At 72.8% G+C, this 17,807-nt stretch carries 17 protein-coding genes; 6 read left to right on the plus strand and 11 right to left on the minus strand.

Features of this window, described 5'->3' with window-relative positions:
- Nucleotides 1-22: 22 nt before the first annotated feature.
- From IO29_RS18610 to IO29_RS18630, 5 genes are all read right to left on the minus strand, one after another.
- The gene (locus IO29_RS18610; RefSeq protein ID WP_030380626.1) at nucleotides 23-1,024 is read right to left on the minus strand and encodes a TerC/Alx family metal homeostasis membrane protein; all 1,002 of its coding nucleotides are present in this window, start codon (nucleotides 1,022-1,024) and stop codon (nucleotides 23-25) included.
- 313 nt (nucleotides 1,025-1,337) lie between these two features.
- A complete protein-coding gene (locus IO29_RS18615; RefSeq protein WP_030380627.1) occupies nucleotides 1,338-3,284 on the minus strand; it encodes a TerD family protein in 1,947 nt (648 codons plus the stop codon).
- 53 nt (nucleotides 3,285-3,337) lie between these two features.
- The gene (locus IO29_RS18620; RefSeq protein ID WP_030380628.1) at nucleotides 3,338-3,916 is read right to left on the minus strand and encodes a TerD family protein; all 579 of its coding nucleotides are present in this window, start codon (nucleotides 3,914-3,916) and stop codon (nucleotides 3,338-3,340) included.
- Nucleotides 3,917-4,139: 223 nt separating this feature from the next.
- Nucleotides 4,140-6,284: an excinuclease ABC subunit UvrB gene (gene uvrB / locus IO29_RS18625; protein WP_030380629.1), complete on the minus strand. Its 2,145-nt coding sequence runs from the start codon at nucleotides 6,282-6,284 to the stop codon at nucleotides 4,140-4,142.
- Between the two features lie 40 nt (nucleotides 6,285-6,324).
- Nucleotides 6,325-7,206, minus strand: coding sequence for an MHYT domain-containing protein (locus tag IO29_RS18630; protein ID WP_030380630.1), 882 nt, complete (start codon nucleotides 7,204-7,206; stop codon nucleotides 6,325-6,327).
- A 229-nt stretch (nucleotides 7,207-7,435) separates the two neighbouring features.
- Here IO29_RS18630 and IO29_RS18635 point away from each other — a divergent pair, with 229 nt between their 5' ends.
- The 4 genes from IO29_RS18635 to IO29_RS18650 all read left to right on the plus strand — a co-directional run bounded on the left by IO29_RS18635 (nucleotide 7,436) and on the right by IO29_RS18650 (nucleotide 10,855).
- Nucleotides 7,436-8,308, plus strand: coding sequence for a glycerophosphodiester phosphodiesterase (locus IO29_RS18635; RefSeq protein ID WP_030380631.1), 873 nt, complete (start codon nucleotides 7,436-7,438; stop codon nucleotides 8,306-8,308).
- A gap of 59 nt (nucleotides 8,309-8,367) precedes the next feature.
- The gene (locus IO29_RS18640; RefSeq protein WP_030380632.1) at nucleotides 8,368-8,931 is read left to right on the plus strand and encodes a methylated-DNA--[protein]-cysteine S-methyltransferase; all 564 of its coding nucleotides are present in this window, start codon (nucleotides 8,368-8,370) and stop codon (nucleotides 8,929-8,931) included.
- A gap of 77 nt (nucleotides 8,932-9,008) precedes the next feature.
- Nucleotides 9,009-9,914, plus strand: a complete 906-nt coding sequence (locus IO29_RS18645; protein ID WP_030380633.1) for a pseudouridine-5'-phosphate glycosidase — start codon at nucleotides 9,009-9,011, stop codon at nucleotides 9,912-9,914.
- A complete protein-coding gene (locus tag IO29_RS18650; RefSeq protein WP_030380634.1) occupies nucleotides 9,911-10,855 on the plus strand; it encodes a carbohydrate kinase family protein in 945 nt (314 codons plus the stop codon). Before IO29_RS18645 ends, IO29_RS18650 begins: the two co-directional genes overlap by 4 nt.
- A 4-nt stretch (nucleotides 10,856-10,859) precedes the next feature.
- Here IO29_RS18650 and IO29_RS18655 read toward each other — a convergent pair whose 3' ends face one another.
- From IO29_RS18655 to IO29_RS18670, 4 genes are all read right to left on the minus strand, one after another.
- Nucleotides 10,860-11,654, minus strand: a complete 795-nt coding sequence (locus tag IO29_RS18655) for a methyltransferase domain-containing protein (RefSeq protein ID WP_030380635.1) — start codon at nucleotides 11,652-11,654, stop codon at nucleotides 10,860-10,862.
- A 106-nt stretch (nucleotides 11,655-11,760) separates the two neighbouring features.
- Nucleotides 11,761-12,408, minus strand: coding sequence for a nucleoside/nucleotide kinase family protein (locus IO29_RS18660; protein ID WP_030380636.1), 648 nt, complete (start codon nucleotides 12,406-12,408; stop codon nucleotides 11,761-11,763).
- A 299-nt stretch (nucleotides 12,409-12,707) separates the two neighbouring features.
- Nucleotides 12,708-12,923: a DUF397 domain-containing protein gene (locus tag IO29_RS18665; protein WP_050811338.1), complete on the minus strand. Its 216-nt coding sequence runs from the start codon at nucleotides 12,921-12,923 to the stop codon at nucleotides 12,708-12,710.
- 90 nt (nucleotides 12,924-13,013) lie between these two features.
- Entirely contained in the window at nucleotides 13,014-13,874 is an 861-nt protein-coding gene (locus IO29_RS18670; protein WP_030380638.1) for a helix-turn-helix domain-containing protein, read from the minus strand.
- Between the two features lie 398 nt (nucleotides 13,875-14,272).
- On the opposite strand from IO29_RS18670, the gene IO29_RS40240 reads away from it, so the two are divergent.
- Together IO29_RS40240 and IO29_RS18680 are read left to right on the plus strand one after the other, a co-directional pair.
- Nucleotides 14,273-14,974 carry an ATP-binding protein gene (locus tag IO29_RS40240; protein WP_420705388.1) on the plus strand — a complete coding sequence of 234 codons (702 nt, stop codon included), beginning with the start codon at nucleotides 14,273-14,275 and terminating at the stop codon, nucleotides 14,972-14,974.
- Nucleotides 14,965-15,447 carry a hypothetical protein gene (locus IO29_RS18680; protein ID WP_030380640.1) on the plus strand — a complete coding sequence of 161 codons (483 nt, stop codon included), beginning with the start codon at nucleotides 14,965-14,967 and terminating at the stop codon, nucleotides 15,445-15,447. The genes IO29_RS40240 and IO29_RS18680 overlap by 10 nt, the downstream gene beginning before the upstream one ends.
- Nucleotides 15,448-15,475: 28 nt before the next feature.
- Here the strand turns inward: IO29_RS18680 and IO29_RS39005 are convergent, their stop codons facing one another.
- Together IO29_RS39005 and IO29_RS18685 are read right to left on the minus strand one after the other, a co-directional pair.
- Nucleotides 15,476-15,652, minus strand: a complete 177-nt coding sequence (locus IO29_RS39005) for a hypothetical protein (RefSeq protein WP_199806916.1) — start codon at nucleotides 15,650-15,652, stop codon at nucleotides 15,476-15,478.
- 132 nt (nucleotides 15,653-15,784) lie between these two features.
- Complete coding sequence (locus IO29_RS18685; RefSeq protein WP_033226032.1) at nucleotides 15,785-17,677, minus strand: FUSC family protein; 1,893 nt, start codon at nucleotides 17,675-17,677, stop codon at nucleotides 15,785-15,787.
- Between the last annotated feature and the right edge of the window lie 130 nt (nucleotides 17,678-17,807).

Here is a 17,807-nt window from a genome sequence, read left to right on the forward strand (position 1 = left end):
CGCCGGTCCGCTGCCGGCACCGTCACGCGTCCACGCTGTTCTCGGCGGCGTCCTCCGTCTCGGCCTTCGCCGCCCCGGCGGCCTCCTGCTTCCGCGAGGCCATGAGGCTGGTGATCGTGGTGACGATCAGCACCGCGCAGATCACGCCGAGCGAGACCGGTATGGAGATCTCGGGCACGTGCACCCCGGACTCGTGCAGCGCGTGCAGCACCAGCTTCACCCCGATGAAGCCCAGGATGACGGAGAGACCGTAGGAGAGGTGCACCAGCTTCTTCAGCAGTCCGCCGATGAGGAAGTACAGCTGCCGGAGCCCCATCAGAGCGAACGCGTTGGCCGTGAACACGATGTACGGGTCCTGGGTCAGGCCGAAGATCGCGGGGATCGAGTCGAGCGCGAACAGCACGTCCGTGGTGCCGATCGCCAGCATCACGACGAGCATCGGGGTCATGACCCGCTTGCCGTTCTGCCGGATCCACAGCTTGGTGCCGTGGTAGCGGTCGGCGACACCGAACCTGCGCTCGGCGGCCTTGAGCAGCTTGTTCTCCTCGAACTCCTCGTCCTCCTCGTCGGCGCGTGCCTCCTGGATGAGCTTCCAGGCCGTCCAGACGAGGAAGGCCCCGAAGAGGTAGAAGACCCAGGCGAAGCTGGCGAGGATGGCGGCGCCCGCGGCGATGAAGATCGCGCGCAGCACCAGGGCTATGAGGACGCCGACCAGCAGCACTCGCTGCTGGTACTTCGAGGGCACCGAGAACTTCGCCATGATCAGGACGAAGACGAAGAGGTTGTCGACGCTGAGCGACTTCTCGGTGACGAAGCCGGCGAAGAACTCCCCCGACGGCCGGCCGCCGCCGAAGACCAGCAGGCCGAGGCCGAACAGCCCGGCCAGCGCGATCCACACGACCGTCCAGATTCCGGCTTCCTTGACGGACACGTCGTGCGGTTTGCGGCCGATGAGGAAGTCGACGGCGATCAGGGCGGCCAGCCCCACGAGGGTGAGAACCCACAGGTTCACGGATACATCCACTGCGCCTCCGGTAGTACGTCACGGCAATCTCGGTCGTGTCACCGGAGGTCTCTTCCACCCGTGCCGCCGGAACGCGAGGCGCGTCCGGTGCGCGGGCCGACGCCCCGGGATCCGATATCGGTCCGTACTGACGGGCACGTCGCGCAGACGGGGAGTACTCCCCTCCGTACGGACGAGAGTACCCGAATCACCAAGGAAAGGTAAAGTGAATGGCAAAGGAAAGATCAAAGAGCCAGTTCAGACGCCTTTACTCGTACTTGGCAAACGTCTCGGAGCGGGCGGGGCAGGCACGGCCAGGGGGCGGCTCACCGCCTCAGCGGTTCCACTCCCGGCGGGCCTTCGCGACGTGCTCCAGCACCTGCCCGAGCACCGGGCTGCCGGCCGGGATCTGCGGCGGCTCGTACGTCCAGGCGTGCCCCACCCACGGGTCCACGAGGTGGTCGTCGGAGACCGGGGTGAGCCGCAGCAGGGCGCGCCAGAGCGGGTCCAGGAGCGGTCCGTACCCGGCGGCGTCCTCCCGGTCGGCGACCAGCATCAGATGGACACCCACCGCCGGTCCCTCGTCCGCGAGATAGCGCAGCTGGGTCACGGCACGGTCGTCGAAGCCGTGCGGGAAGTCGTTGACGATCAGCAGCTGCTCGGCCGTGTCGACGTCCGGGGGCAGCGCGTCGGCCGCGCCGCCGCGGAACGCCATCTGAAGCAGGTCCACCCGCTGGGTGAGTGCTCCCAGCACCGACGCGACCCCGGCCGGTCCCGCACCCGGCGGACCTGCGAGCACACCGGACCGGACCAGGGGCGCGAACGCCTCCGTCCCGGAGCCCGCCGGGTCGATGACGTGCACGGCGAACTCGCCCGCCGGATAGGCCGCGAGCAACCGTGCCGCATGCGCCACCGCCGCGCCGAGGGCGAGCCGGCGCACCTCGCCGGAGTCGGCGAGAGTCCCCTGGGCGGACGGGACGCGCCCGCTGTCGATCCATATGCCGCGCTCCAGCGGCAGCCGCACCAGCATCGGTATGCGGACGTCCTCGCACTCGGGCAGCTGGAGATCGCCCAGGCGCAGCGCCATCGGCAACTCCATCGGGACGCGGTAGCCCTGCCAGGCGGGGCTATCCCAGCGGGCGAACGCCGGGGGCAGCGCGGGTTCGACGACGCGGGACTCGGCCCGGAGCTGGGCGAGGTCCCGGTCGAGCACCGTCCTGGCCCGGTCCACCAGGTCCGCGTACCGCGCGCGGGCAGCCTCCCGGGCCGCGTCGCCCTGGCCGCCGAGACGGTCGCGGGGGTCGGCGAGGGCCGCGTCCAGTTCGCGTTCCCGGCGCTGGTCGGCGAAGTCGACGGCACTGCGGTACGCGGCCGCCGTCCGTGCCAGGTCTTCGAACATGCCCCACACATGGTTGTAGAGCCGCTCCTCCAGGGACCAGCCGGTCGCGTCGCCCGCGACCGGCGCCGCGGGCTCGCCGGGCGGGGCCACGGGGGCGGACGGCGGGGGCGGCGGGGGCGCGGTGCGCTGCCGGGCGGGGTGCGTGTAGTCGACGGGGCCGCCGCCCGCGTCCGGCAGGCCGTACGGTTCCCCCGTTCCGGCGCCGTCGGTGGCGTCGGCGGGCGGCTGGGAGGGCAGGGACCGGCTCTGGTGCGCGCCGGGGCGTGCCTGGGCGGCGGATCCGCCGGAGGGGACGCGCGGCGGCGCCACGGAGCGGGCCGTACCCTCCGCCACGGCGTCGGCCACCTCGTCCGCGAGCCGCCGCGCCTCGGCCGCGTCCCGCCCGGCGAGGAGGTCGGCGAAGAGCGCGACGAGACCGCCCGCGTACCCCTGTCCGACCGCGCGCACCTTCCAGGCGCCCTGCCTGCGGTACAGCTCCAGGGCGACGACCGCGGACTCGCTGTCCAGTCCGGTGACCGTGTAGCCGGCGATCTCGGCGCCGTCCGATGCGGTGACCGCCACGAAGGGTGCCGGGAGGGCGCCGAACCGGGCCGGGCCGCCGGTGCCAGGCGGCAGCGCGAGCAGCACCGTGACCCGGTGCGCCTCCTCGGGCAGCGCCGCCAGGTCGACGGCGAGCCGGTGGTCGGCGGCGGCCTGCCGGGAGACCTCGATGCCGGGCAGCGCGGGCGTGCCCGGGTGGGCCACCCAGGCGGGCCCGGGCGTGCCGCCCTGTCCGTCGTCCAACGCCGCGCCCGCCACGATCGGCTTCCCGGCCGAGATCCGGATCTCCAGACGGGTCCCGGGCAGTGGATGGTTCTGTCCCCGGACCAGCTCGGCCGTCATCGCCTTCGCCCCCCTGTGTGCTGTCCCGTCGTACTGTCGTGCGTGGTGCGGCTCTACAGGTGCGGCAGGATCGCCGGCATCAGGTCCTGGAAGGTCCGCCCGTTGGCCGGGGTGCCGAGGGCGGTCATCGTCCAGCCGGAGCCTGAACGGTGGACCTTGGCCATGATCTGCGCCGTGTAGGCCCCGCCGCCCGCGAGCGTGTAGCGGGCGAGTTCCTGCCCGTTGGTCTCGTCGACCAGGCGGCAGAACGCGTTCTGCACCTCCTGGAACGTCTGGCCCGTGAAGGAGTTGACGGTGAAGACGATCTGGTCGATGTGGACCGGCACGCGCTGGAGGTCGACCAGGACCGCCTCGTCGTCGCCGCCCTGACCGGCGCCGCCGACGAGGTTGTCACCGGTGTGCCGAACGGAGCCGTCGTCGCTGACGAGGTGGCGGAAGAAGACCACGTCGACCGGCTGCTTGTCCGCGAAGAGCACCGCGGAGGCGTCGAGGTCGATCTCGCGGGTGCGCGTGCCGAACAGTCCGCGCCGGGGTGCCGCCTGCCAGCCGAGCCCCATGCGCACCGCGGTCAGCGTGGCTCCGTCGCTCTTCTGCAGACTGATGGCCTGACCCTTGGTCATGTTGACGGTCACGCGCTGTTCCCCTCTCGCAATGTCCCCTGTTGCCGTGGAAGTCCACGGATGACCAGCACTTTACGCAGGGGCACCGACAGTGCCGAGTCCCGGCGGAGGCTTTGTGTCGGTCTTGCAACACAGTGCGTGCACACCCGCCGGGCGGGTCGGCCCGGCCGTCCGGCGCGGCCCGCCCCGCTCCGGATCCCTCCCGTCCGCCCCGTCTCCTCAGGCCCTCGTGGCCTCAGGCCAGGCCGGCCTCCTTCATCTGCCGCAGTTCCTTCTTCATCTCCGAGACCTCGTCACGCAGCCGGGCGGCGATCTCGAACTGAAGGTCGGCCGCGGCCGCCCGCATCCGCTGGGTCATGTCCTCGATCTGCTCCGCCAGTTCGGCGGCCGGCCGGTCGGTGGGAACCGTCGCGGCGGCCTTGCCCTTGGCCGCCTTGCCCTTCGCGGCCGGGGCGTTCGCGACCTGGTGGCCGGCCAGCGCGGGCACCGGCGCCTTGGCGTCCTTCCCCTTACGGTAGCCCGTGCCCAGCAGCTGCTCGGTGTCGACGTCCTCGCGGGCGATCTGCGCCACGATGTCGTTGATCTTCTTGCGCAGCGGCTGGGGGTCGATGCCGTGCGCGGTGTTGTAGGCGACCTGCTTCTCGCGGCGGCGGTTGGTCTCGTCGATCGCCCGTTCCATCGCCGGGGTGATCCGGTCGGCGTACATGTGGACCTGGCCGGACACATTGCGCGCGGCACGGCCGATCGTCTGGATCAGGGACGTTCCGGAACGCAGGAAGCCCTCCTTGTCGGCGTCGAGGATCGCCACCAGGGAGACCTCGGGCAGGTCGAGGCCCTCCCGCAGGAGGTTGATGCCGACCAGGACGTCGTACTCACCGGCGCGCAGCTCGCGCAGCAGTTCGACGCGGCGCAGGGTGTCGACGTCGCTGTGCAGATAGCGCACCTGGATGCCGAGTTCCACGAAGTAGTCGGTGAGGTCCTCGGCCATCTTCTTGGTCAGCGTGGTGACCAGGACCCGCTCGTTCTTCTCCGTGCGGATGCGGATCTCGTGCACCAGGTCGTCGATCTGGCCCTCGGTGGGCTTGACGACGACCTCGGGGTCGACGAGGCCGGTGGGTCGGATGATCTGTTCCACGTGCCCGTCGGCACGAGAGAGCTCGTAGGCGCCCGGTGTCGCCGACAGATAGACGGTCTGGCCGATGCGCTGCTGGAACTCCTCCCACTTCAGCGGGCGGTTGTCGAGGGCGGAGGGCAGCCGGAAGCCGTGGTCGACGAGGGTGCGCTTGCGGGAGGCATCGCCCTCGTACATGGCGCCGATCTGCGGCACGGTCACGTGCGACTCGTCGATGACGAGGAGGAAGTCCTCGGGGAAGTAGTCGAGGAGCGTGTTCGGCGCGGTGCCCGGCGCGCGGTCGTCGAAGTGCATCGAGTAGTTCTCCACGCCGGAGCAGGTGCCGATCTGGCGGAGCATCTCGATGTCGTACGTCGTCCGCATGCGCAGGCGCTGGGACTCCAGGAGCTTGCCCTGCTGGTCCAGGGCGGCCAGGCGCTCCTCCAGCTCCTTTTCGATGCCGTTGATCGCCCGCTCCATGCGCTCGGGGCCGGCGATGTAGTGGGAGGCGGGGAAGATGTAGAGCTGCTCGTCGTCGCTGATGATCTCGCCGGTGAGCGGGTGGAGGGTGGACAGCGCCTCGATCTCGTCGCCGAACATCTCGATCCGGACGGCCAGCTCCTCGTAGACGGGGAAGATCTCGATGGTGTCGCCGCGGACCCGGAAGGTGCCGCGGGCGAAGGCCACGTCGTTGCGCGTGTACTGGATGTCGACGAAGCGGCGCAGCAGCTGGTCGCGGTCGATCTCGTCGCCGACCCGGAGCGGGACCATCCGGTCCACGTACTCCTGCGGGGTGCCCAGGCCGTAGATGCAGGAGACGGAGGCGACCACGACGACGTCACGGCGGGTGAGCAGGGAGTTGGTGGCGGAGTGACGCAGCCGCTCCACCTCCTCGTTGATCGAGGAGTCCTTCTCGATGTAGGTGTCCGACTGGGGGACGTAGGCCTCGGGCTGGTAGTAGTCGTAGTACGAGACGAAGTACTCGACCGCGTTGTTGGGGAGCAGTTCGCGGAACTCGTTGGCGAGCTGGGCCGCGAGGGTCTTGTTGGGCGCCATCACCAGGGTGGGGCGTTGCAGCTTCTCGATCATCCACGCGGTGGTGGCGGACTTGCCGGTGCCGGTCGCGCCCAGCAGGACGACGTCCTTCTCACCCGCGCGGATGCGCTGCTCCAGCTCGGCGATGGCCGTGGGCTGGTCGCCGCTGGGCCGATAGGGGCTGACGACCTCGAAAGGCGCCACCGTACGTTCGATCGTGGAAACGGGCCGCATGTCATCCACCGTACGACCCGCCACTGACAACGGGGTCCGGTCAGCGGTTCTGCGGGGTCCGGTGGCCCCGTGGCGCCGTGCGCTGCCCGGGGCGGGCGAGGGTGCGGCGCAGTCCGGCGTCGAGGGCGTCGACGGCCGGGGGGTGGGCGGGGACGCCGGGGCGGCGGTGTTCCACCGGGGGCCGGCCGGATCCGCCGGCGACCATCAGCGGGTCGAACATCACGACGACGCCAGCCAGGCAGAGGAAGACCAGCGGGCCGATCATCAGGGGGGCGAGGAGGGAGGCCGGGGAGTCACCGGCCGGGCTGCCGGGCCCACCGTGCAGATGGACGCTGAGGGCGGCCATGCCGGTGTAGTGCATGCCGCTGACGGCGAGCCCCATGACGAGGCTGGCGCCGACGCTCCACAGGAAGCCGCGGACCTGTCCGGCCGCCCAGAGCGCCGCGGTCGCGGCGGCCATGGCGATGATCACGGAGGCGGCGACGGTGAGGGTGTTGTACCGCAGCGTCCCGTTGAGCCGCATGCCGGCCATGCCCAGGTAGTGCATCGTGGCGATGCCCAGACCCGTGACGGCGCCGCCGGTGAACAGGGGCACCCCCGTGGCGCCGCGGTAGCCGACGATGAACACGCCGATGCCGACCATGAGGACGCCCACCCCGAGGCTGGCGAAGGTGATCGCCTGGTCGTAGTGGACGGGGGTCTCCGCGACGGTGAACCCCATCATGGCGATGAAATGCATCGTCCAGATGCCGGAGCCGATGGCGGCCGAGCCCAGGGCGAGCCAGCCGGCCCGCCAGGACTGGGCGACGAGCATCGATCTGGTGGTGCAGCGCAGCCCCAGCGCCCCGCCCAGGAAGGCCAGGAAGAACGCCACCAGTGGGGTGACGATCCCGTAGCTGAAGCCGTCGACGGTGCCCTGCATGCGCGGCTACCCTTTCCGACGTACTGCGTTTTTGCCAGGCAGAGAGTATGACCCGGACCTGAATGGTCGAACGATTTTCCGGCAAACAATCACGGACCGCCCCCACTTGTGCATCCTGTGTGACCACAGTTGGACAACTCCTGGCAATCGACGCCCGCCGTGCGACTTGCCCGGTGACGCTGTGCTGTCAGTCTTGTGCTGTTCGTGTTCGCCGACGCGAGGAGTACGCATGCACGCGCGCGTAGCCGCCGCCACGACCACCGCGCTCCTGGGGACGAGCATCGCCATACTGCCCCCGTCCCATGCCGGGGCCACGGTGCACGACGCCCCCGTGATCGTGGCCCACCGGGGCGCCTCCGGATACGCGCCGGAGAACACCCTGCCCGCCGTCGACAAGGCCGCTGCCATGGGCTTCGACTGGGTGGAGAACGACGTCCAGCGCACCAAGGACGGCCGCCTCGTCGTCCTCCACGACGACACACTGGCGCGCACGACCGACGTCGAACAGGTGTACCCCGACCGGGCGCCGTGGAAGGTCGGCGACTTCACCAAACGGGAGATCGCCCGGCTGGACGCGGGCAGCTGGTTCGGCCCCGAGTACGCCGGCACCCGCGTGCCCACGCTGCGCCAGTACCTGGACCGGGCCACGCTGCGCCACGAGAAGCTGGTCCTGGAGATCAAGAACCCGGAGCTGTACCCCGGCCTCGCCCGGCAGACCCTGAACACCCTCGCCGACCGGGGCTGGCTCGACGCCGACCACGTCCGGCGGCGGCTGGTGGTGCAGAGCTTCGACGCGGACACCGTACGGACCGTGCACGAGCTGCGGCCGGCGGTGCGTACCGCCTACCTGGGCACCCCGCGCGTCGCGGACCTGCCCCGGTACGCCGAGTTCACCGACGGCGTCAACGGCGCCCATCCCACGCTGTCGGCCGGGTACGTGTCCGCCGCCCACGCGGTCGAGGGCCCGCACGGCCGTCCGCTACGGGTGATGGCCTGGACGGTGAACACCGCCGACGTGGCCCGCCGCGTCGCCGGGTACGACGTCGACGGCATCATCACCAACGTGCCGGACGTGGTGCGGCGGGCGGTGGAGGAGGACTGAGCCGCCCGGCGGTCCTCCCGTGCCGGGGCGCTGTCAGTGGTGCGCCGTACCGTGGGCGCATGAACGGTGAGAACGGTGCGGGCAGCGCCGCACGGCGGGCCGTCTGGACGGTGCTCCCCACGGACATCGGCCCGCTGCTGCTGGCCGCGACGCGGGACGGCCTGGTGAACGTCGTCTTCCACGCCACGGACCCGGTGCGCGACAAGGCGCTGGAACGGCTCACGACCCGGCTCGGCGGCGAGCCGCTGCACGATGCCGCCTCCCCCCTGCTGGCAGAGGCGATATCCCAGGTGGAGGGGTACTTCGCGGGCGGGCGGCGGGAGTTCGCGCTGCCGCTGGACTGGTCGCTGATCTCCGGCTTCCACCGCCAGGTACTGCGCGAGCTGGCTTCCGGGGTGCCCTACGGCTCGGTGGTGGGGTACGGCGATCTGGCCCGGCGGGTGGGCCAGCCGGGGGCGGCGCAGGCCGTGGGGCTGGCGATGGGCGCCAATCCGCTGCCGGTGGTGGTGCCCTGCCACCGGGTGGTGGAGAGCGACGGCGGCATCGGCGGCTTCGGGGGCGGTCTGGAGACCAAGCGCAGGCTGCTGGCGCTGGAGGGGGTGCTTCCGGAACCGCTCTTCTGACCCGCCCCGGCCCGCACGTTTGGCGGGGTGCGGCGCCCGCCAGAGATGAGGCAGGAGCCGAAGACGGGAGGCAGTGCGTGTTAGTGGTGTCCGAAGAGGTGCGGGAAGCGCTCGTCGCGGGCCGGCCGGTGGTCGCGCTGGAGTCCACGATCATCGCCCATGGGCTGCCGCGCCCGCGCAATCTGCGGGTCGCGCACGAGCTGGAGGAGCTGGTGCGCGAGGGCGGGGCGACCCCGGCCACGATCGCCGTGCTCGATGGGCAACCGCATGTGGGTCTCGACAAGGACCAGCTGGAACGGATCGCCCAGGAGGACGGAATCCGCAAGCTGGGCCATCGTGACCTGCCGCTCGCGGTGGCCTCCGGGGCGAGCGGCGCCACGACGGTGTCCGCGACGGCCCTCCTCGCCTCGCTCGCGGGCGTACGGGTGTTCGCGACCGGGGGCCTGGGCGGGGTGCACCGGGAGTGGACGGTGACCCAGGACGAGTCCGCGGACCTGGGACTGCTGGCGCGCACCAGGATCACCGTGGTGTGCGCGGGTGTGAAGTCGATCCTGGACGTGCCCGCGACGCTTCAGCGGCTGGAGACGCTGGGGGTCTCCGTGGCCGGATACGGCACGGACCGGTTCCCCGGCTTCTACCTGTCCGACTCGGGCCATCCCGTCGACTGGCGGCTGGAAACCCCGGAGGAGGTCGCGGCGGTGATGCGGGCGCAGACCTCGCTGCGCGGGCCCGCGTCGGCGCTGATCGTGGCCAATCCGGTGCCCGAGGAGGAGCAGCTCGATCCGGCACTGCACGCGCGCGTGCTGGCCGACGCGCTGCGGGCGTGCGAGGAGCGGGGCGTGACGGGGCAGGCGGTCACCCCGTTCCTCCTGGACCACCTGGTGCGGCACACCGACGGCGCCTCGCTCGCCGCCAATCTGGCGGCGGTACGGGGCAACGTACGGCTCGCGGCACGGATCGCGGCGGTCTGGGCCGGAGCGTGACCGGTCCGGCCGGGCACGGAGGCACGGGCGGGGCGCTGCTCGTGGTCGGTGACGTGGTGACGGACGTCGTGGCCCGGCACCGGGGGCCGCCGGTGCCGGGTACCGACACGGCCGCCGCGATCCGGACCGTGCCGGGCGGGGCGGGCGCCAATGTGGCGTGCTGGGCCGCCCACTGGGGCCTTGCGGATGTACGGCTGCTGGGCAGGGTGGGGGCCGAGTCGGCCGCCTGGCACGAGCGCGAGCTGACGGCGTGCGGGGTGCGTGCGCGGCTCGTGGTCGACCCGGACGCGCCGACGGGAACCGTGATCTGTCTGGTGGACGCGGACGCCTCGGGGGAACGCACGTTCCTCACGGACAGCGGGGCCTCGCTGCGACTGGGGCCCGGCGACTGGTCACCGGCGCTGCTCGACGGTGTGGCGCGGCTGCATCTGTCGGGTTATCTGCTGTTCTCCGCCACGGGCAGGGCGCTGGTGGCGGTCGCCGTCCCGGCGGCACGCGCGCGGGGAGTGCCCGTGAGCGTCGATCCCGCGTCGGCCGGTTTCCTCACCGTGCTGGGGACGGAGCGCTTCCTCACGCTGATCGAGGGCGTCGACGTCCTCCTGCCCAGCCGGGACGAGGCGGGACTGCTGACCGGGCTGTCCGATCCGGAGGAGGCCGCGGCCGCCCTGAGCCGCCGGGTGCCCCTGGTCGTGGCCAAGCAGGGGGCGCACGGGGCCCTGGTGGCCGTGTCCGGAGCCGTACGGGGCCGGGTTCCGGCGCTGCCCGCCGCCGTACGGGACACCACGGGCGCGGGGGACGCCTTCACCGGGGCGTTCCTCGCCGCCCTGCTGTCCGGTGCGGGTACGGATCCGGTGGCGGCGGCGCGGGAGGGCTGCCGGGCAGGCGCGCTGGCCGTGGGCGAGGTGGGCGGACGGCCACCGGGCGGCGGCCGGGCGGGCTGAGCCGCTACTCCTTGCGTCCCCAGGCCGAGATCATCGGGGACGTGGCCAGGTCCATCGTTCCGGAGGCCAGGTTGGCGAGGTGCCGGTCGATCTCCTCGTCGGTGGCCAGGCCCGCGCCGACGAGGCGGTCGCGGACCTGACGGACCGTGGCCGCCTCGAGGTCGGTGCAGGCGGGCGAGGTGATCGGGAAATACGCGTCCGCCCGGACGTCCTTGAGCCCGGCCTCCCGCAGCAGCCGCGGCAGCCGGCGCCCGTACGACAGATCGGCGCCGCGCTCGGCGAGCAGGGAGCGGAACCCCCTGCGCAGCCGGTTGGCGAGCTCCTGCGCGGGGCCGTACTCGTCTGGGCAGAGCAGCGGTTGCAGCGCGGGGTCGGCGTCCTCGATCAGCAGGTGACCGCCGGGGCGCAGGGAGTCGATCATCGAGCGCAGGGCGCGGTCCCGGTCGGGCACATGGACCAGGACCAGCCGGGCGTGCACCAGGTCGAAGCCCTCACCCGGCGGTTCCTCGGCGCCCACGTCGTGGGTGCGCACCTCGATCGGGGGCCGCGCGGCCGCGGTGGCCCAGGAGGTGTCGATGTCGGTCGCGAGGATCCGGCCGGACGGGCCGGTGCGTCCGGCCAGCCAGGAGATCACCGAGGTGCCGCCTGCGCCGACCTCCCAGCAGCGCCAGCCCGGTGCGACACCGAGATTCTCGATGTGACGGAAGGTGCCGGGGTCGAACAGGGTGGCGAGTGCGGCGAAGCGCCGGCCCGCCTCCGTCTGCCGGTTGTCGAGGAGGTATCCGTCGGATCGCGTCATGCCGGCGATGCTCTCAGACTTATCCACAGGCTCGTCCCGCGATCCGGCGGTTCCGGCAGACTGGCCTGCGGCGACACGGTGTTCGGGACGGTGCGCGAGGGGCGTACTACGCCGGGCGGGCCCCGCCGTTCCATGCCGGATGCCGGGGGTCGTCCGCGCGGACCAGGACGTCGACGGTGCCGGCGGGGTCCGTCTCAGCCTCGTAGCGCGCGTGGGCGGGCAAGGTCCAGTGCTCGGCCTCGGGGGTGCGGCGGCGCAGGGCGCCGGCGGAGAGGAGGACATGGACAGTCAGGTCGAACGGGAACCAGTGGTGCAGCAGGAAGGAGCCGTGCAGCAGGAGCACCCCGCCGGGCGGGAGCGGGACGTAGGGGCTGCGGGTGGCCCGGTCGGTGGCCGGGTCCCGCAGGTCCGGCAGGACGTGTCCGTCGGCGCCGGGTTCGAGGCGACCGAACACCTCGCGCCACAGGGCGCCGGTGTCCAGCCAGCCGCCGTAGTAGGAGTCGGGGTCGTGGTGTCCGTGCTCGAGCCGGAGTGACGCGGGGCGCCAGAAGCCCTCCGCGGCGACGACGAGGGACGGGCGGCCGCGCGCCCGGAGCGCCTCGCCGACGCGCTCGGCGAGCGCGCCGGGCCGGGCGGCCGGGGCTCCGTCCACCGCGACGCGCGGCCAGGAGCCGCCGTCCTCCGACTTCAGGTCGAGCAGACGGTCGGCGAGCGCCTCGGCGAGGCGCTCCCAGGTGATCGCTTCGAGTCGCACACGGCCCATGATGCCGCGCCGGCACGGCGCCCCCGTGCGCACCCCGAAAGGCGGCGCCGTTCGGGGACGGGGGCGGCCGGACCGGTCGTGCACGCGGTGTTCCGGTGGGTCAACTCAACATCATTTAAAAGAAGATGATTAGTCAAAGCGGCGATCGAAGCGATCGGGGTGGTGCTGCGGGTCGGTGATCAACGCGAGAGGGCTGATCGGAAGGGACAGGGTGAGCAAACAGGGTCCGGTGGCAATGTCCGGGCCGGTGTCCGTCGGGAAGGCCGTCGGCGGGGCCTTCGGGACGCACGTCAGGAGAGCAGGAAGTCGGCCTCACCCGCCTTCGCTCCCTCGATGAACGCGGTCATCTCGGCGGAGGTGTAGATCAGCGCGGGTCCGTCGGGGTCCGTGGACTGGCGGACGGCTATGCGGCCGTCGGAGAGCTTCATGGCCTCCAGGCAGTTGCCCCCGTTCCCGCCGCTCCACGGCTTGTGCCAGCCCTCGCTGCCCAGTTCCCGCGCGGGCATGCCGTTGTAGACGCGGTTGCGGGTCAGCGCGCCGGTCGCGGCGCGGCGGTCCTGCTTGATGTTGATGCGGTCGTGTGCGATGCGGTCCATTCACAGCTCCTTGCGAAGATCCTCGAGGATCTCCTTCGTGCGTTGTGCCGTGGCGGCCTGGGCCGCCATGCGGTCCATGACCTCGAGGTGGGTCGCCACCTCGGAGCGCGAGTCGAGGTAGACCGCGCCGGTCAGGTACTCGCTGTAGACCATGTCCGGGAGTTCCGGCATGGCGAACCGGAAGAGGACGAACGGCCCGTAGGTGCCCGGGTGGGGTCCCGAGGAGAACGGGATCACCTGGAGCGTCACGTTGGACAGCTCGCCGAGCTCGAGCAGCTTGTCGATCTGGGCGCGCATCACCTCCGGGGCGCCGACGGGGCGGCGCAGTACGGTCTCGTCCATCACGGCCCAGAAGTGGGGCGCGTCCTCGCGGGTGAGCAGCTGCTGACGGCGCATGCGCACATCCACGTGCCGCGAGATCTCGTCCGGGCTGGTCTGCCCGACGGCGCCCGACTTCAGGACGCCGCGGGCGTAGTCCTCGGTCTGCATGAGTCCGGGGACGAAATGGGGTTCGTACGAGCGGATGAGGGCCGCGGCTCCCTCCAGGCTGACGTACATCGAGAACCAGCCCGGGAGGATGTCGTGGTAGCGCTGCCACCAGCCGGGCTTGTTGGCGTCCTCGGCCAGCCGGACGAACGCCTCGGCCTCCTCCTCGTCGACCCCGTACGCCTGTAGCAGCAGCTGGAGGTACGGGATCTTGAGAGCGACCTCGGCGGTCTCCATCCGGCGCACGGTGGCGGGCGCGACGCGCAGGATGCGCGCGGCCTCCTCACGCTTGAGCTGCGCGCGTTCGCGCAGGTCGAGCAGGCGCCGGCCGAGAACGACCTGTCCGACCGTCGGCGCGGACCGCGGTTCGCTCATCTCGCCCCTCCTCCTGGTCCGGACAGGCCGGGCGGCGCCGTTCGGAGGCCTCCCCGCTCTTGTTCGAACGGTTCGTCCGTAACGGGCGTCCGGGGAGGAAAACGACGTTCCATACCCGTATGACCACGTTCCGTGCAGAGGTTCCAACTGGCGCCGCTCGGCGTGCTGTTGCGAGCAGTGTGCCACGCCCTCTTTCGAGCGCACACCGCACTCTGCAATTTTCAGAGTGACTCTTGCCAAGTGTTCCCGACGGGGAGATAGTGGCAAGCGTGACTCCGCCCGCGCGTTTAGAAACAGACGCCGAGAACCGGTCGGGTCTGCATGCCGCTCCCGGGGTACGCCCCGAGGCGGCCGCAGAACACCGGTTCCGCTTCCAGCTGTCCGCCCATCCGGGTTCCGTGGCACGGGCCCGGCGGCTGACGCGGCAGCGGTTGAGTGACTGGGGGGCCTGCGGGGACACCTGCGACTCGGCCGCCCTGATCGTCTCCGAACTCGTCACCAACGCGATCGTGCACACCGCCAGCGAGAGCGTCGTCTGCGAGCTGCGCGACGACGACGAGCTGGTGCGCATAGCCGTGCGTGACGAGGGCTGCGCCCCGGGCGAACCGCATCCCTCCCCGCGCCGACCGGAGGAGGAGCACGGCCGGGGTCTGCTCCTGGTCGAGGCACTGTGCCGGGCCTGGGGCGCCCAGGAGACCGGGCCGGGGCTGCTGGTCTGGGCGGAGCTTCCGCGCCGGGCCGAGGCCTCGGTCCCCCGGGACCTGTCGTGTTCCGGCGACAGGTCCCGCCCCGACTCCTCCGAGGGTCACGACTCCCCGCAGGACGTCCGGCCCGCCGAGCCCCACGGCTCCCCGGAAACCGCCGACGCCCCGGAAGCCGACGCTCCGGACACCGGCACCAGCACCAGCACCAGCACCAGCACCAGCACCAGCACCGAGCCGTACCCCGCTCCCGGACACCGCACCACCGCGCCCCCCGCCCCGCGCTCCGATCTCGGCTGGAGCGCGAAGAAGCCCCCGGCCGAGGGCGGACGCGGCGACGAGACGGAAGCACTCGACGAGGCGGAAGCCCTCTGGGACATGAGGTCCGTATGGATGTGACGGGCGCCCCGGTCGGCGGCCCTCACGGCGCCCGGGTACTGACCCTGGCCACTCTCGCGGGCCTCGGACGCGCCCGGCGCACGCCCGCCGCGCCCGACCGGCTCCCCATCCCCGCCGGCATGCACCTGCCGCTCGGCTGCGACGCGGTGGCGGTACCCGCCGCCCTCGGGGCTCAGCTGATGCCCCGGCTCCCCCGCGTCGGCTGTGTCTACGCGGACCGCGCGCACTGGTGGTGGATCGTTCCCGCCGACTCCGACGTGGCCCTGGAGTGGCCGGCGCCCGCGCGCTACACGGCGGGCGCGGTGGTCACCCGCCGGCCGCACGGCCCCGGCGCGAGCCCCGGCCCCGGCCCCGTGGAGCTGATCCACCGGCCGCACGGCACTCTTCCCTACACCCCGCCGATCCCCCTCTACCTGGCGCTGTGCCGGGTCACCGGCGCGACCCCGGCGTGGTCCCGGCCCCTCAGCGCCTGAAGCCCCCCTGCGACAGCCGGCGCCCCGATCAGTCGGCCACGACCTCCGCCGCGCGCACGATCACGAGGAAGGTGTCCGTGGCGAGGTCCATGACGACCTCGGCGGGAGTTCCCTCCTGACGGCGCGCCTGCGCGAACTCCTCCGCGGGCCACGAGCCCCGGGGGCCGCCGGCGGGGAACCGCTCGAGCACCGTTCTCCCGTTCACCTGTACACCTCCGTGTCACGCGCCGTACTCCCCGGAACCTCTCCCGGAACGGTCGTGGTCCGTAGAGTTAAACGCCTGAGACAGGGTATAGGTCTCCGGACGTGACGGTACTGAGATGTTGTTGACACTCGTTCACCGTATTTGTGTGACGCCCGTCTCCTTTTGAGGGCTTTTCTCCGCAGGTCCGAGCCCCGCCCGCCGACGGCGTGCGGCGAGTTCGGCGAGCAGCTGGTCGAGCCGCTCCCGGTGGCCGGGGTCGAGGCTTCCGGTGTCGTCGAGGTGCACGGCGCAGGCGGTGGTGGTGTCCACCAGCCGCTCCACCGTGGCGGCCACCTCGGCGGTGCCCTCCGTGTGCCGTGCGAGGGCCGGCAGTTCGGCCGCGGCCCTGCCGATGGCGGCCTGGGCCTCGGCCAGCGCGTGGTAGGCGTCACGCCGCAGCGTCCACCGGCGGGCCCGGTCCCCGGGCTCGTGCAGGACGTGCGCGAGGTAGGCGTAGGCCGCGTCGGCCGCCGCCGTCAGCCGGGCCCTGACACCTCCGGCACGCTCCCCCGGCACCGGGAGATGGCCGACGAGCAGGACGATGGCGCAGGCCAGCAGGGTCTCGCCGATCCGGTTCCAGGAGGCCCCCGGCTCCCCGCCGACCATGAGCAGGGCCAGGACGAGCACCGTGATGACGGCGGTCTGGGCGGCGAAGTGCCGTGCGGCGACCGGGATGAGCGCCCCGCACAGCGCGACCACCGCGATCAGCCCGCCCGGCCGGGGCACGAGGGCGGCGACCCCGGCGAAGACGACGGCGCCCAGCACCGTCCCGGCCGCCCGGGAGAGCACACGCGAGACCAGCGGTCCGAGATCGGGCTTGACGAGGAAGACGGCGCTGGCCGGGAGCCAGTACCAGTGGGGGTGGCTGCCGTACCAGCCCGTCCGGTGCAGGGCCTGTGCGACGGCGGCACTCGCCCCGAAACTCAGTGCGACCCGGAACCCGTACTCGCGTCCGCCCGGGCCGAGCGCGGTCCGCAGCAGCGAGCGGGCGCCGCGCCGGCGGGTGTGCAGCCGGCCGCCGTCGCCGCGGTCGAAGGCCTCGGCGGCCTTGAGCAGGGCGTCGTCGAGTGCGCGCAGCGCGGCGGCGGTGCGGGTGGGCGCGGGCAGCGGGCCGGTGGGCGCGCCGGCGCGGACGGCGGCGGCGAGCCGGCGCGGCCCCTCCGCCGCCCGGGCCGGGACCGGGCGCCCGGCCCAGGCCAGCGCGGTCGCGGCCTCGGCCAGGGGCAGGGCGGCGGCGTACTGCGCGTGCAGCCGCCGCTCGGCCGGGGAACCGGCGTGCCGCCGCAGCCGGGGGCCGGCGAGGGCGTCCTGGGCCTGGTCGAGGGCGGCGGTCAGGGCGGCCCGGCGGGCGGTGGCCCGGGAGGTGCCGGTGGCGTCGAGGAGCGTGGAGACGGCCTCGTACACGTCGGCGACCGCCGCCCGCTCCCCGTCGAACCGGAAGTCGAGCCGGGCGCCGCCCGCCGCGGCGGCGCGCGGGGTGGGCAGCAGCAGGCGCAGGCCGAGCAGCCAGCCGGCGCCCACGAGGTAGACCATCGCGCTCTCCCAGCCCGGCTCCGGCAGCATCATCCCGGCGCCGACGGCGGAGGTGACCAGGAGCTGGGTGCCGGAGGCGGAGGCGACGGGCCCGACGGCACTGACCGCACCGGCCAGCAGCCCGAGGAGGGTGAGCAGCAGCGTCAGGGCCACCGCGCCGGTGTGCCGCCCGGCGTACGTGCCGACGAGCAGCCCGGCGGCGCCGGCGAGCGCCGGCAGGCCCAGCCGGCCGACCGAGGCGCGCCGGCTGCCGGGCCGGTCGTTGACCCCGGCGAGCATGGCGCCGAGCGCGGCGACGACCCCCACGGAGGTGCGTCCGGCGAGCACGCCCGCGAGCAGCAGCGGTCCGGCGGCCAGCGCTCCGCGCACCACCGCGTTCCAGGGCACCGGGCCGCGCTGGGCGCGCAGCGCGTGGGCGAGCCAGGGCGGCAGACGGAAGGGGGCGCGGGTCACGGGGCTCCTGTCGGACGAGGGCGGGGCGGGGCCTTCGGGCGACGGTGGCCGGGCTCTTCGGTGTCTCCACGGTACGGCGGAGACGGGCGGGACGGGGAACGCCGGTGTTTCACCGGGGTGACGGCGGACG

Source organism: Streptomyces sp. NRRL F-6676 (assembly GCF_000725625.1).
GTDB lineage: Bacteria > Actinomycetota > Actinomycetes > Streptomycetales > Streptomycetaceae > Streptomyces.

What these genes read in the sequence shown, in the direction of transcription:
- IO29_RS18615 (WP_030380627.1), bottom strand. Translation starts at nt 3,284, where the DNA reads ATGACGGCCGAGCTGGTCCGGGGACAGAACCATCCACTGCCCGGGACC.
- uvrB (WP_030380629.1), bottom strand. Translation starts at nt 6,284, where the DNA reads ATGCGGCCCGTTTCCACGATCGAACGTACGGTGGCGCCTTTCGAGGTC.
- IO29_RS18630 (WP_030380630.1), bottom strand. Translation starts at nt 7,206, where the DNA reads ATGCAGGGCACCGTCGACGGCTTCAGCTACGGGATCGTCACCCCACTG.
- IO29_RS18635 (WP_030380631.1), top strand. Translation starts at nt 7,436, where the DNA reads ATGCACGCGCGCGTAGCCGCCGCCACGACCACCGCGCTCCTGGGGACG.
- IO29_RS18640 (WP_030380632.1), top strand. Translation starts at nt 8,368, where the DNA reads ATGAACGGTGAGAACGGTGCGGGCAGCGCCGCACGGCGGGCCGTCTGG.
- IO29_RS18655 (WP_030380635.1), bottom strand. Translation starts at nt 11,654, where the DNA reads ATGACGCGATCCGACGGATACCTCCTCGACAACCGGCAGACGGAGGCG.
- IO29_RS18665 (WP_050811338.1), bottom strand. Translation starts at nt 12,923, where the DNA reads ATGCCCGCGCGGGAACTGGGCAGCGAGGGCTGGCACAAGCCGTGGAGC.
- IO29_RS18670 (WP_030380638.1), bottom strand. Translation starts at nt 13,874, where the DNA reads ATGAGCGAACCGCGGTCCGCGCCGACGGTCGGACAGGTCGTTCTCGGC.
- IO29_RS18680 (WP_030380640.1), top strand. Translation starts at nt 14,965, where the DNA reads ATGGATGTGACGGGCGCCCCGGTCGGCGGCCCTCACGGCGCCCGGGTA.